Below are 13,253 nucleotides of genomic sequence, written 5' to 3' on the forward strand. Positions count from 1 at the left end.
CTGTTCCAGCAGCCCGGTGGAGACGAGCAGACTCAGCGCTTCGGCCCGCAACTGGGCGACGGTGGTCGGGTCGCCGCCGGTGGCCGCCTGCAGGTCACCCAGGACCACCCGTAGCTCGGTCAGCCGGCCGACGTCCCGGGGGGTCAGGTGTAGCTGTCCGTCGCCCTCGGGCCGGGAACCCTCGGCGAGGGCGGTCGTCGCGTCGGTCCGTACGCCGTCGGCCCGGTCCCGGGCGACGGTGTCCGCCTCGGCCAGCGCGGCGGCCATCGCACGCCGGATGTGGTCGGGCTGGGCGCTGGTGGACACCTGTACGACGGCGCCGTCGGCGGACATCTGGATGGTGGCGACCGGAGCTACCGTCGTGCCGGGCGGGACCGCCACGGTCTCGACGGTCACCTGGAACGGCCCGTTTGGCGTGTCGATAACAACCGTGCCGGTGGCCGGGTCGGCGACCGCATCCGCCGGCAGCGGGCCGGTGGTCAACGCCTGCTGCACGGCGGCGGTGGTACGCGCCGGGTCGGCGTCCAGCGCCGCGCCGCCGAAGACCGTGCCCGCTGCCGCCTGCCGTACGTCCGGCCCGGCGGAGTCGCCGGTCAGCCCGTCGGATCGGCCTCCGGCCACACCTGCCGGCCGGTGATCCGGCCCTCCTGGCGTGCCTGGCTGTACCGCCTCATGATCAGCCGTGGGGGCAGACTCGGATGTGCTGTCACCACTCCGCTCCGGTCGATGACGAAGCTCCCCTGACCCACGTGGATCCCCCGGGCCTGTTGTTCGGGTGACAGGATCTCCCGGGCCAGCCAGCCCTCCTCGAACGGGTGCAACGCTATCTGGTTTGGCGTGCCGAGCAGCCGGCTGATCAGTGCCCGGGCCTCGTCCTCCGTCATGATCCGTCTCTCCGTCCGGCACGATCATCGAGTCGAGCGTGTGCGTGTCCGCCACATAGTCTGCCGGTGGCTGCGACCAGGTGCTCCCGTCCTGCGGATCCCACCACACCGGGCCATCGGCATCCAGCGGGTAGACCACGAGGAAGGCGTGCGACCCCTCGCCGAGGACGTTGCCGTCCTCGTCGACCAGCGGATCGCCGTTCTCGTCGTACCCCACCCAGTTGGCGATCACCAAGGCGGCGGACCCAGGGCCGGCGTCGGCTATCTGCTGGTGCAGGTCGGCGTACTGTTGCGCGACCGCTGCGGCTCGTTCGGCCGGCGTACCCGGCATGTTGTCCGGTAGCGGCGTCCACTCACCGCCGATCCAGTCCGCCGCCCGGGTGTCGCCGTCGAACTCGCCCAGCACCGTCTCGATGCTGCCGTCGGGGTTGACGTCCGCCCAGCGGGGCGCCGCCACCTGCGGGTCACCAAAGAAGCTGGAGAGCGCCGCCAGTGCGACGTCGATGCAGTTGTTGTTGCGTCCCGGTTGGGTCGGTCCACCATCGTTGATCAACTGGCCGTACGGATGGGTCAACGGGTCGGCCCAGACCTCGAAGCCGTCCGGGGTCCGGAGGCTCTGCTCCAGGTCGGCCTGGAACTGCGGGTCCTCGATCGGGGCCAGTTGGTCCGGCCCGAACTGTCGGGTGTCCGTCAGCGACGGCCGACCCTCGTAGTCGGTGTCTGCGTCGACGTCCGTGTCGACGTCGGCGTCCGGATCGGTGTCGGTGTCTGCGTCGACGTCGGTGTCTGCGTCCGGATCGGTGTCGGACTGGTCGGTGTTGCCCGTCTGCTCGGGCGCCGCTGGCGAGGAAACGTCGCCGTCGGTACTCCCGGCCGGGGAGGAGTCGGTGTTCTCGGTCGTGGCACCGGGCCGCCCGGTCTGGGAGCGGCTGCCGCTGTTGGTGCCACCGACCGTGGGTGCGGCGGCCGACGACGTGTACGGGTTGCCGTTGGCATCGAGGGTGATCGACCACACGCCGTCGACCGCGGTGGTGTGGATCGGGCCGGTGTCGGAGACCGCTCTGATCTGTGCGTCGACCCAGATGATGGTGCCGTTGTGGTTGACCGCGTTCCAGGTGTGGGCATGCCCACCGGTTTCACCAGTCCAGCTGGTGATGATCAGCACGGACGAGCCCGGACCGGCCTGACGAAGGCGGTCGGCGATCGCGTCCAGTGCGGCCTGTCCGTGGCCGTCGGAGTCGAAGTTGGTGCCCAGTACCTGTTCCTGGCGCGCGGTGCTGTCGTTCTCCACCGTCGTCGGATCGGCGGTGACCGCCGCGACCTGCGGATCGCCGTACCAGGTGGAGAGGAACGACAGACCGACGTCGGCACAGTTGGTCGCCCGGCCCGGGTTCGTCGGGCCGCCGTCGTTGACCAGGTCCGCCCACCGGCCCTCGCGGGGATCGGGGTGGACCTCCGGCTGGTTGTCCGGCCCCTTCGGGACCTCGTTCTGCAACGCCTGCTGGTCGGTCTCGGCCGGTGGGTTCAGGCCCTGCGGATCGCCGTACGGGCGGGAGTCGACCAACGGCTGCCCGTTGCCCGGCACACCGGACTCCGGCGGTGGATTCGTGCCGGTGAGCCGTTCCGTGTCCACGATCGGTTGGATGCCCAGGGCGGGTACGTACACCTCGCAGGATCGGCAGGGTGGCCGGTAGTCGCCGTGGTTGTACTCGGTGCCGTCGCTGAACGCCTTACCGAGTTGATGGGTGACGATCTTCGCACCCTCGAACTTGCTGCGGGCGTACGCGTCGAACGTGCCCGGTCTACCCTCGCTGATCCACTGCTGTTCGAGTTGGTACAGCTGGTCGGAGATGAGGGCGACTTCCGAACACTTACCGTGACCAGCGCCCACCCTGGACAGCTGTTGTGCGGTCTGGTCGAGCAGCGTCTGCAGCAGCGGATGCACCGACGGAGTTGTCGGTGGATTGGTGCTCTTGTCGACCGTCATGCTGGTGTGGACGGTGATCTCACCGTTGGGCATCAGCAGCGCCCCGGCCATACCCGGCTGCTTGCCCTTGGAGATGATCTCGTTCTTGACCGCCTGCTGGATCGCCTTGGCCATCGTCCGCGACGCCTCGATCAGCGCCTGTTCGGCCTCCGGACCGGCCGGATCACCCTCAACGGTGGTCGGATCGAGCTGCCAACTGTGCGTGCCCTTGCCTGTCGGACCAGTCGACCGCCGCAGGGTGTCCGGGTTCACGGCCCCGCTCGACGCCGGAGGAGCCGGGTTCGCCGCAGTGGTGTCCGTCGGCGACGACGGGCCGGGCACCACCACGGGTACGACGACCGCGTCGGGATCGCTGTCCAGGTCCGAATCCGTGTTGGTCGGTCCGGAGTCGGATGTCTGGGGCGTAGCCGCCGACTCGTTGGTCGTTGGGTTGGTGTCCGGAGCCCCACTCTGCTCGGGCACCGGTAGCGAACCGTCCTGCTGGACCGGCCCGCCAGCAGCCGGGATCCGCGCGCCCTCGGTGGTACCGGGCGCGGTGTTCCGGACGTCCTGTTGTGCGGGTGCGTTCGGCTGGTTGGTGCTCGGCTGGCTCGTAGCTGGCTGGTTGGTACCCGGCTGACCGGTGGCCGGTTGGCCCGTGGCTGGCTGACCGGTGGGGCTCTGCTGGTTGGGCACGCCATGCTGCGTCGTGCCGACCGACTGTCCGGTCATGGACGGCCCGGACGGCGGAGTGAGCGACACGGAACCAGCGGAGTTCGGTGCCGTGGTGTTGGGCGCCGACATGCCGGACGGAGTCGTCGGAGTGACCGACACGTTGGTACGCGTCGCCCCGGTCGACGGCTGGTTGTTCGCCGTGTTCCCCGGCGCGGTGTTCGTGCCCGTGGTCGTGCTGGTGGTGCCGGGGGACGTGGTCGTCGTACCTGGGGACGTGGTCGTCGTACCTGGGGACGTGGTCGTCGTGGCCGGTGTCGAGGGGTTGGTGGTGGTACCGGGCGTGCTGGTGGTGGTACCGGGCGTGCTGGTGGTGGTACCGGGCGTGGGGCCGGCGTTGACCGGTGCGGAGGTCGTCGGGCCGGTACCGGGCACCACGGTCGGCGTGTCAGTGGTGTTCCCGGTCTGACCGATGTCGGACGGGGACGTCGACGTTTCGCTCGTCGGTAGGGTGCCGGAGGGTGTCTGGTCGGAGACCCCGCCACCTGCCACGGGCTCGCCGCCGACCGGCACTCCGACCGGTGTGTTCGACGACGGGTTACCGCTTGTCGAACCGCCCTGTGTCGGGTCGCTCTGTGTGGTGTCGGTGCCCGTGCTCTGCCCGGTATCGGTCGTTCCGCTGTCAGTCGTGCCCGGGGCAGCGGTATCCACCTCAGGCGGGCTGAGCGTGATCGAGCCGGAGCCCGTGTTGGGGGCACTCGACGGCCCGCTGTCTGTGTCCCCGGCATCGCTGTTGCCGCTACCGGTACTCGAACCGCTGTTTGAACTCGAACCGCCGCTGTTCGACGAGGATCCACCCGAGTTCGAGCCGCTGCCGCTGCCGCTGCCTGAGTTCGAGCTGGTGCCGCTGCCGCTACCCGAGTTCGAACCGGTGCCGCTGCCGGACGAGGATCCGCCCGAGTTGGTGCCGCCGGATCCGGTGCCACTGCCCGAGGAAGATCCTCCGGAGGAGGAGCCGCCGGTACCCGTGCCGGTGCCGCCGCCCGTACCAGTGCCGGTGCCGCCGCCCGTACCGGTGCCAGTGCCGCCGCCGGTGCCCGTACCGGTGCCCAGATTGCCGGTGTTGGCCCCACCGACGTTGAAGTTCCCGGAGTTGATCGGGCCGGTCTCTCCCAGTCCGGTGTTACCGGGAGTGATGTTGGTCGCGCCGCTGAGGGAGTTGGAGATCCCGGCGAGGCTGTTCCCGATGTTCGTGCCGATGTTGGTCAGGCCGGTCCGGCCGGCGCCACTGGTGAAGCCGCCGAGAATGGACTCGCCGGTCGGCAACTGCCACTGTCCGTTGACCATGCCGTTGGCCAGAGTGCTGGCAACCGGTGAGATCACCGCGTTCTGCATGCCGGAGGCGAGGGAGTTGCGCACCACCTGGGAGCCGGGGAAGTTCAAGCTGGGCGGGCTGAAGTTGACCGGAATTCGCGGTGCCACGTTGTTCCGGGCCCACTTGGTACCCGCGTTCAAGCCGACACCGAGAACAGCGCCGATGGCGCCACCGACGCCGGCGGTGAGGGTGCGCTTGGTGTCCCACTCCGAGCGCTCGCCGCTGTTCATCTGGTAGGCCTGCGCGCCGATGTCGATGATCAGCTCTTCGCCGACCTCCTTGGCGAGTTCGATCGCCATGACCCGACCAGCGTTCCGCAGGCTGGTCTGGGCGAGGCGTTGCCCAATCTGGCGCATGCTCGTCTGGAGGAAGAGCTTCATACCGGCCTTGGTGAACAACTGTCGGCCGAGCTGGGTGAGCAGGCGCTTGAAGGCCACCGTCACGGCCTGGCGACCCGCCGCCAGGATGCCGGGGATCGCGCCGGCCGAGACGCCACCCAGCCACGCCATGAGCAGGGCGACGAAGACCGCGATGACGGTGATGATGACGGCGATCAGAACGGTGAGCTTGGCGTACTCGATCTCCAGAGCGGCGGCGTCGCAGCCGGCACCGAGTGCGGCGGCGGCTTCCTGGACCACCGGCAGACCGGTGTTCGGGCCGACGCCGATCTGGGTCCAGAGCTGGCCGAACGCCCCACCGGCACTGCCGCCCCAGTTCTCCAGGATCTGTAACGCGGCACCGTCGCCCTCACCGAGCGCCTCGCCAATCGCCTCGGAGAGCTGGACCCACGCCTCGCCGAGCTCGCGCAGCTTGTCTTCGTCGCCGGTGGGCCACGCCTCACCGGCGCTGACCCAGCAGATCGCGTCCCAGACCCAGGCGTACTCGCCCAGCGTGCTCTTGGGATTGGGTATCGCCAAGCCCGCCCGCCCCTTTGCCGATGCCTGTCAGTTGAGTCGTGTGAGTCGTGACGCTACTTTTCGCCCTTACCGAACCAGCCGTCGACCATGTCGTCGACATCGACCGTACCGTCTACTGCTCCGGCGATGTCCGGACCCAGTTGCTGCATCCGCTCGACCAGCTTCTTTCCGGCGTCGAGCGTCAGGGTGGCCGGGGGCTCGTCGCCGGACAGATAGTTCTTGTTGAACTCCTCGCCCGCCTGGTCGGTGCCCCAGGGCTTGGCGCTGTTCAGACTGTTGATGGTCGAGGAGAGGGTGGCCCATCGCCCGGCCAGGGTGTCACCGGCCGCCGCCAGCGCGCTGGCCCCGCCTCGCGTCGCGCTCGGGTTGACGATGGTCTCGTGACTGTCGCTCATCGGTCCTCGTCTCCCGTTAGGTCGCGGTCGAGCTGGCGGAAGATGCCTTCTAGATCATGCTCCATGTACGCCTGGAACTGCGAGTCGGGCACGAACGGCCGACACAGTTCCTCCACTTCGGCCATGGCCTTCTCGGTGGCACGACGGATGGTTTCGGTCACCGTGGTGGAGAGTTCCTTGGAGTTCGGCCGTCGGTAGATGCGGGGGTCGAACTCCACCCGGATTACCTGGCCCCGTGGGCCGACGGTGGCCTTCACCAGGCCGTCGTCGGAGGCGACGGTGGCCGACACCGCCCTCAGCTTCTGCTGTAGGTCACCAAGGCCGGACCGCATCCGCTCGAACTGGCCCATGAGCTCGTCGGCCCGGGCACGCAGCCCCTGCGTGTCCATGACGTCCTCCCCCGTACGTCCACACCTCTCGCCGCACCGCAGACTGGCGACACGACACTCAGACGATACTGAATGCCGGCAACGTCGGCTCGTCGGGCGGCCGTCCCGAGACCGCTACCGGAATGCGGGCCAGTGCTCCGCCCTTCAGGGCGGAGGTAAAGGACCGCGCTGGGAGGCCGCCAAGGCCCGAGCAGTGCCTTGATCCGGACGGTTCTGCCAGTACGGACGCCTTCGAGTCCAGCGACAAACCAACGATAGGGTGCTCGTGTGCGGCTGCGTTACAACTACCGTTTGTACCCGACGCCGGGTCAGCGGATCGAGCTGGCGAAGGCGTTCGGGTGTGCGCGGGTGGTGTTCAACGACGGGCTGCGGTTGCGTCAGCAGGCTCGCGAGCAAGGGCTTGCGTACGTCTCTGCCGGGGAGTTATCGCGTCGTGCGGACAACTCAAACGACCGTGGAGCGCACGGGTAAGACCGGGACTCGTCCCGGCACCGCGCCGTGGAGCGGTAACCCACCCCCGGACGCCGTGTGTTCCACACGCAGCGTGGAGGGAACCTCCGCCGCTAGGGCGGAGAGGATGTCAAGATGCAGCAACGCTGTTCGGACGGAAAGGTGAGTATGCCGATGGGCGTCAGCCGTCGCACGTCCGTGGTGGTGGCAACAGCGGCCCTGCTGGCCGCCGGTACCGCCGTACCGGTCCAGGCCCGACCAGCGAAGGTCGCGGTGCCGCAGGCACGGGCTGCCGCCGCAGCGGACATCTGCAAGAACCCGGCAGAACCGGGCGAGTTCATTCGACAAACTCCCTGGCATCAACAGTGGTTCACACCGGAGCGCATCTGGGCACTCACCACCGGTAGCGGAGTCAAGGTGGCGGTCATCGACTCCGGCACGGATCCCGCCCATCCTCAGTTGGCGGGTCAGGTGTCGACCGGATACGACGCGTTGCGAGGTGGCCCCGGTGGTGACGTCGACTGTGTCTCCCACGGCACAGCGGTCGCCAGCATCATCGCGGCGAAGCGGTTGGAGGGCATCGGGTTCCAGGGACTCGCCCCCGGGGTGACGATCGTGCCCATCCGGGTCAGCGAACGCGAGGTGGACCAGAGCGGAAAATCCAAGGGCGAGACGATCACCCCGGAACTGTTCGCCCGGGCCATCCGCCGGGCGGTGGACAGCGGTGCCCAGGTCATCAACATGTCCGTCACGCTCTACATACCGGACGAATCCATCGAGTCGGCGGTCAAGTATGCCCGTTCCAAGAACGTGGTGTTGGTCGCCGCCGCCGGCAACCAACACCAGAACGGCGTGCGCCCGGACCCGGTGCCCTTCCCAGCCGCGTACGACGGGGTCATCGGTGTCGGCGCCATCGACGAGCGCGGCGCGCGCGTGACCCAGTCCCAGATCGGGTCGTACGTCGACGTCGTGGCGCCCGGCGGGAACATCACTGCGGCGACCCGGCTGTTCGGGCACGCGAGCTGGACCGGTACCAGCTTCGCCACACCAATGGTGAGCGCCACCGCCGCGCTGATCCGGTCGGCCGAGCCCGACCTCTCGGCGGACGAGGTGGCCCGTCGTATCGCGGCGACCGCCGACCCGGCCCGCGGTGGGCCCGTCGAGGGGTACGGAAACGGCATCGTCAATCCCTACCGGGCGGTCACCGAGCGCCTGACCTCAGCCCCACCGGTCGCCCAGCCGCCCCTGCCGGATCCGCCCCACGATCCGGCGGCGATCGCCCGAGCCGACCGCTGGCGGGTCTTCGGACAGGTGGCGACCTGGGGGGCGGTGGGAGTGGGGGTCATCGTCCTCGCGCTGGCAATGTCCGCCCTGCTGTTGCCGTACGGTCGACGGCGGCGGTGGCGCGCGGCCCGGCCGGCGGAGCCACCCGCGCCTAGGGTGGAGATCGACGAACCGGAGGAGGTCTTCTTCCGGGTGCCCAGTTCGTCGACGCCCGGCTAAGCCGCACCCGCATCACTGGCGCGCGGAAAGGCCGGCGGGCACTGGCTTGTGAAAATGCCGGTGGGCACTGGCGCGCGGAAAGGCCGTGGAAACGGTGCTGGCCCGGTCGGAGGACCGGGCCAGCACGCGATGTCGGCGATTACTGGAACTTCGCCTTGTTCGCGTTCTCCCGCTGCTGCATCTTGATGGCCGACTCCCGCAGCGCCTTCTCGATCCGACCGAGCAGGTCACGCAGGTCGTTGGCGGCCGCCTCCCAGTCGTTCTGCCGGCGGTAGTACTCCGTCTGCGCGTCGCCTTCCCAGGTCGTGAGCAGCGGCTGGATGCCCTGCTTGAGCCCTTCCAGCTCGCCGTTCAGATTCTTACTGGCGTTACCGCAGTTGTCCGCCGCCGCCTGCAGCGCCGGAAAGTTGTAGCGGATCTCCACGAGACTCCTCCCCCGGTCAGAGCTTCAGTGCCGCAGTGATCTGACCGGCCGTGGCACCTGCCGAGTCCATCTCGGACTTGATTTCGTCATCGGCGACGTCGTAGTCCTTACCCGCGGACCCGACGGCCTCGGCGATCGCCCGCAGCGCCACGTTCAACTTCGCCATGTCCTCGTCGAACCGCCGACGAACCTCATGGAAGGAACCCGCACCCGCGCCCTTCCACTGGTCGTACAACGGCGCCAACTCGTCCATCAGCCGGTTGAGGTTACCGGTCAGCCGGTCCGCGACGCCGTCGACGTCCTTCTCGGTCTGCACCATCAAGGCGGTGTCGGTATTCATCTGCGTCATGGCGGAAGTCACCCCCGTCCTCGCTCGATTGCCCACCGGTTACCCGGAAAGCGTCTATCCACGGCGCTTACGCACCCCCTGTCGTCCAGAACGGTAGCGGTTACGGTCCAGCCCGCGCTAGGGCGGTTGGCCGGTCCGTCACTCAGGGTCGATGGCGCGCTTCGCCGTCGCGGGGTCCAGTGCGGGACCGCTGGGCAGCCGAACGACGAGGCTGGCCGGCAGGCGGACCGGTTCGACGTCCTGGTAACCGAACATGCCGGGCACCCCCTCCGATGCCAGCGGGTAACGGTAGCCCAGATCGGTCACCAGATTGAGTGTGCCGGTCGGAGCGTCCGGCGAGGGCATGGAGGACACCAGCACCCCGTATCCGGGCGGCACCACGACCCGGTCGGCCAGCGGGATGCCGTCGCCGGTCTGCTGCGCGGTACGCACCGGTTCCTTCACCGGCTGCACCTGCGCGTCCAGGAGCACCTGCGGGTCGGTCTGGCCCGGTTCGTACCCGGCGCAGACCACCGGGCGATCGCCGGTCAACCGGGCGATCTCCGGACGCTGCTGGGGTGCCCGGTGGCTGCCCTCAGCCGGCGGTGCGGACTTCGGCGCGCTCGCGGCCGTGTTGGCGTTGAGCGGAATGGCCTTCGGCTCCGCTCCGTCGTACGCCCGCCGGGTGGCGGGGTCGGCCAGCAGCACGTCGGCCTCCAACTGGGTCAGCGGGGCCAGCTTGTCACGTTCGGCGAGGTAGTACTGGCGGCTGCCGTTCTGGCTCTCCACCACGTAGACCTGACCGACCTGCGCGTCGGAGAGCGCCTGGGAGGAATTGCCCCGGTTGGCGATCTCCCGCACCCTGATCGGCTCCCCCGCCGGGAGGGCGTTGAGCCAGGCCCCACCGACCGAGACGACCGGCTCCGAGCCCATCGTCAACCCTTCCAGGACGATGCGCTCGTCGGTGATCTCGTACCGGTGGTCGTTCCACACCAGATAGAGCCGGTTGGTCTTGCTGTCCCGGGCGAGCAGTCCGGCGTCGCCCAGGTCTCGTCCACCGGAGGGGCGCTGGCCCACCGTCAGCACCGTGGTCGGTACGAGTTCGCCGGCCTCGTCCCGGGCGGGCTGGGAGCAGAGGGTCCACGGGCCGCCGAGCATCCGCTTGGGGTCGGGAAGCGCCTCCGGTGCGTCCGGGATGCCGATCCTCGGCCCGCGTGGGGTACCTACCAGCGAGTTACGTGACACGGTCAGCGTCTGGGCTGGCGACTCCATCGCCAGCAACGCCGAGGCGTAGTTCAGCACCGGGTGCAGCCGGCCATCCCGATACAGGTAGCGGGTCCCGGTCTCCTTCTCCAGGATGACCGTTCCGCCTTCCTTCCAGCGGTAGGCACCCCCGGGGAAGATGAGCCCGTACACGCCTACCGCGGCCAGGAAGATCACCCCCACCATGATGCCGCCGAGGCCCGCGCCGCCGAGACGACGAAACGGCGCCGAGGCCGGATCCGGGTCCCGGGCGACCAACGCGGAGGTCATCCGCTGAACGAAGAACTGGTACGACTGGACCTGGTCCCGTCGCGACGGCATCGCATCCTCCCCCTGGCGTGAGGCCGGCGCGGATGGGGCGCCGGACCGCCGTGCCTACGATAGGCATCGCAGGCGTACGCCGATGCCGGCACCCAACCTGATGGGCACCCGACGATGGCCGGTGGGCCCGGAATCGACTCCAGGGAGCATTCCATGATCAGTCGCGAGGAGGCACTAGCCCTCGCCCGCGCCTGGGCGGCCGGCGATCGACCCGGCCCGGCACCGGAGGTCGGACTGCACGAGTTCGACCTCGGCTACGTCGCCTGGCCCGTGCTACCGGCACCGGCGGACCCCAGCCGGCCACCGGCGGCGACCGGCTTCCCCCGGGCCGTGATCGATCGGGAGACCGGTGAACTGACCCAGTGGCCGTCGCTGCCCGCCCCGGTCATCGCCGAGCGGTACGCCCAACAGCGTGCCGTCGACCACCGCTTCCCCCCGGACGTGCGGTATGTGCTGGAGGAGGCTGGCTGGTTCCCGGGTCGGGAGGTCACCGCTGCGGTGGACCACTGGCGGAACCGTTTCGCCGGGGACCTCGCCGGGCTCACGTTCTTTCCGGTGGCGCGCGCCGCGCTGACCGAGTTCGGCGGTCTGCGCCTGCCCCAGTTCGGCCGTAACGGCGAGCCGGAGGGGGGTTTCACCAGCTACCTGCACCCCACGCGTGGCGGGGTGGCCACCGACGCCGCCCGCACCTTCGCCGAGGAGTACGACAACCCGGTCTTTCCGTTGGGCAACAACGAGGACGGGCCGTCCGAGTTGGTCATCGACGCGCAGGGCCGGGTCTTCATGCTGCACTGGGCGGAGGAGTTCTTCGTCGGCGCGGGCATCGACGAGGCGTTGGTCGCGCTGATCCGGGGCACCGAACTCACCCCGGCCAGCGACCGGACCTGGTGACCGCCCCGTAGGCGTCAGCCGTTGATGGCCCGCATGAAGGCGTAGAGTCCGAGCACGCTACAGGCCACTGGGACCACCGCCAGTTGCAGGACGACATCCAGCATGTCCCCGAACCGGGCCAGTCTCGGCGACGGCGGACGCTGACTGTAGACCAGCCCGGCGCTGGCCACGACGGCCGCCGCCACCAGCGCCAGCGGCAGCACCGCCACCACCCGGACCAGCGTCGAGGTGTCGGCCGCACCGACCAGGGGAACCAGGGCGACGCCGGTCAGCCCGGCGACCAGCAGCGGCACCCGGTGTCGGACCGTCGCCACCAACCGGGCCCGCAGCAGGCAGCCGAGCGACACGATGCCGGCCAGGAGCAGCGTGGAGACCGTACTGGCCTTCGTCAGTACCACCAGGCAGCTGACGGTGACCGTGACCGCCCCGAACATCATGCCGGTCAGCATCTCGTCGGCCCGCGCGGTGGCCTGGTAGACCTTCTCCCGGCTCGGCTGCTCGTCGTCGCGCAGCAGGTCGTCCACGGTGCGGGGCAGCATCGGCATCGGCATCTTGCCGAGCCGGACGGAGATCAGCGGCATTGCCGGCAGGAGCAGGGTCACCACGCTGATGATGATCGCCGCACCCTGCGCGGCGTCGAGCGAGCTGAGGGCCAGCAGGCCACCCGTCAGTCCGCAGACACCGGTGAAGATGCCCGCCACGAAGACCCGGCTGGCGTCGCCCACGCCCAGGAAACCGAGTAGAGCGGCCAGCAACAGACCTGCGGAGCCGAGTAGCACGTGCGGGGCACCCAGTGCCCAGACCGACTCACCCGATCCGATGACCAGGGCGGCACCCATGAAGGCGTACGGCATGCTGAGCGCGGCGAGGACGGCCCCGGCGAGCGAGTCCGACAGCGCCCGGGACAGCGCGATCCCGGCGACCAGCAGCACGGTCGCGGCACCGAGTGCGATCGCTCCGCCGGCCCAACCGGGCTTGTCGGAGAAGAGGATGACGGCCAGCCCGAGAATGAGCAGCAGGCCGGCGACGACGAGGCCAGTGATCCGAGTCACGGCGGGTGTCCAGGCGATACCCCGCCGGCGGGCCCCATCCGCGATCGCCTCCATCAGGTCGTCATACGCCAGTTCCGGCCAGTCGGTACGACGCGGCACCAGGTGCAGGGTCTCGCCGTCGTGGACGTCCTGCGCGGCCAGCGTCCGGGACAGGTCCAGGACGCTGCCGTTGGCCCGACGTAGGGTCCAACCACCGTGGACGACGCCGTCCGACGGATTCTCGTCTGTCTGGCGCAGGACGGCTGGAAGGAGCCCCACGAGCGGTAGATGCTCGGGTAGGGCAAGATCGAGCCGCCGGGTGGGTGCGACGATGACGATACGCGCTAGTCCGGTTCCGGCCTGGGTGACCACTGCTTGACCCCTCGCGGCGAGGAGCGGGCTGACCGCCCGCGGCTGTCATGACGGGATGAGGCTACCTACCAT

The 13,253-nt window shown here is 69.4% G+C and carries 9 protein-coding genes and 1 pseudogene; 3 read left to right on the forward strand and 7 right to left on the reverse strand.

Annotation, left to right across the window (positions count from 1 at the left end; all coding sequences use genetic code 11):
• Positions 1-981 precede the first annotated feature (981 nt).
• The 3 genes and pseudogenes from FHR38_RS33490 to FHR38_RS03650 form a co-directional block, all read right to left on the reverse strand.
• Positions 982-5,814, reverse strand: a pseudogene (locus FHR38_RS33490) (toxin glutamine deamidase domain-containing protein); the annotation flags it as partial.
• A gap of 53 nt (positions 5,815-5,867) precedes the next feature.
• Entirely contained in the window at positions 5,868-6,209 is a 342-nt protein-coding gene (locus tag FHR38_RS03645) for a hypothetical protein (RefSeq protein ID WP_184532740.1), read from the reverse strand.
• Positions 6,206-6,598: a YbaB/EbfC family nucleoid-associated protein gene (locus FHR38_RS03650; RefSeq protein ID WP_184532742.1), complete on the reverse strand. Its 393-nt coding sequence runs from the start codon at positions 6,596-6,598 to the stop codon at positions 6,206-6,208. Before FHR38_RS03650 ends, FHR38_RS03645 begins: the two co-directional genes overlap by 4 nt.
• A 267-nt stretch (positions 6,599-6,865) precedes the next feature.
• Here FHR38_RS03650 and FHR38_RS33495 point away from each other — a divergent pair, with 267 nt between their 5' ends.
• Positions 6,866-7,069 carry a helix-turn-helix domain-containing protein gene (locus tag FHR38_RS33495; RefSeq protein ID WP_221448901.1) on the forward strand — a complete coding sequence of 68 codons (204 nt, stop codon included), beginning with the start codon at positions 6,866-6,868 and terminating at the stop codon, positions 7,067-7,069.
• Positions 7,070-7,474: 405 nt separating this feature from the next.
• On the forward strand, positions 7,475-8,551 hold the full coding sequence (gene mycP, locus FHR38_RS03660) for a type VII secretion-associated serine protease mycosin (protein WP_376771463.1): 1,077 nt from the start codon (positions 7,475-7,477) through the stop codon (positions 8,549-8,551).
• A 139-nt stretch (positions 8,552-8,690) separates the two neighbouring features.
• On the opposite strand, the gene FHR38_RS03665 is transcribed toward mycP, so the two are convergent.
• From FHR38_RS03665 to eccB, 3 genes are all read right to left on the reverse strand, one after another.
• Entirely contained in the window at positions 8,691-8,975 is a 285-nt protein-coding gene (locus tag FHR38_RS03665) for a WXG100 family type VII secretion target (RefSeq protein WP_184532746.1), read from the reverse strand.
• A 16-nt stretch (positions 8,976-8,991) separates the two neighbouring features.
• Positions 8,992-9,315, reverse strand: coding sequence for a WXG100 family type VII secretion target (locus FHR38_RS03670; protein WP_376771464.1), 324 nt, complete (start codon positions 9,313-9,315; stop codon positions 8,992-8,994).
• 147 nt (positions 9,316-9,462) lie between these two features.
• Positions 9,463-10,887 carry a type VII secretion protein EccB gene (gene eccB, locus FHR38_RS03675; protein WP_184532750.1) on the reverse strand — a complete coding sequence of 475 codons (1,425 nt, stop codon included), beginning with the start codon at positions 10,885-10,887 and terminating at the stop codon, positions 9,463-9,465.
• 153 nt (positions 10,888-11,040) lie between these two features.
• Here eccB and FHR38_RS03680 point away from each other — a divergent pair, with 153 nt between their 5' ends.
• The gene (locus FHR38_RS03680; protein WP_184532752.1) at positions 11,041-11,778 is read left to right on the forward strand and encodes an SUKH-3 domain-containing protein; all 738 of its coding nucleotides are present in this window, start codon (positions 11,041-11,043) and stop codon (positions 11,776-11,778) included.
• Between the two features lie 14 nt (positions 11,779-11,792).
• On the opposite strand, the gene eccD is transcribed toward FHR38_RS03680, so the two are convergent.
• The gene (eccD, locus tag FHR38_RS03685) at positions 11,793-13,181 is read right to left on the reverse strand and encodes a type VII secretion integral membrane protein EccD (protein ID WP_184532754.1); all 1,389 of its coding nucleotides are present in this window, start codon (positions 13,179-13,181) and stop codon (positions 11,793-11,795) included.
• Positions 13,182-13,253: the final 72 nt, after the last annotated feature.

The organism is Micromonospora polyrhachis (assembly GCF_014203835.1).
GTDB classification, from domain to species: domain Bacteria; phylum Actinomycetota; class Actinomycetes; order Mycobacteriales; family Micromonosporaceae; genus Micromonospora_H; species Micromonospora_H polyrhachis.

What these genes read in the sequence shown, in the direction of transcription:
- FHR38_RS03645 (WP_184532740.1), bottom strand. Translation starts at nt 6,209, where the DNA reads ATGAGCGACAGTCACGAGACCATCGTCAACCCGAGCGCGACGCGAGGC.
- FHR38_RS03650 (WP_184532742.1), bottom strand. Translation starts at nt 6,598, where the DNA reads ATGGACACGCAGGGGCTGCGTGCCCGGGCCGACGAGCTCATGGGCCAG.
- FHR38_RS03670 (WP_376771464.1), bottom strand. Translation starts at nt 9,315, where the DNA reads ATGAATACCGACACCGCCTTGATGGTGCAGACCGAGAAGGACGTCGAC.
- eccB (WP_184532750.1), bottom strand. Translation starts at nt 10,887, where the DNA reads ATGCCGTCGCGACGGGACCAGGTCCAGTCGTACCAGTTCTTCGTTCAG.
- FHR38_RS03680 (WP_184532752.1), top strand. Translation starts at nt 11,041, where the DNA reads ATGATCAGTCGCGAGGAGGCACTAGCCCTCGCCCGCGCCTGGGCGGCC.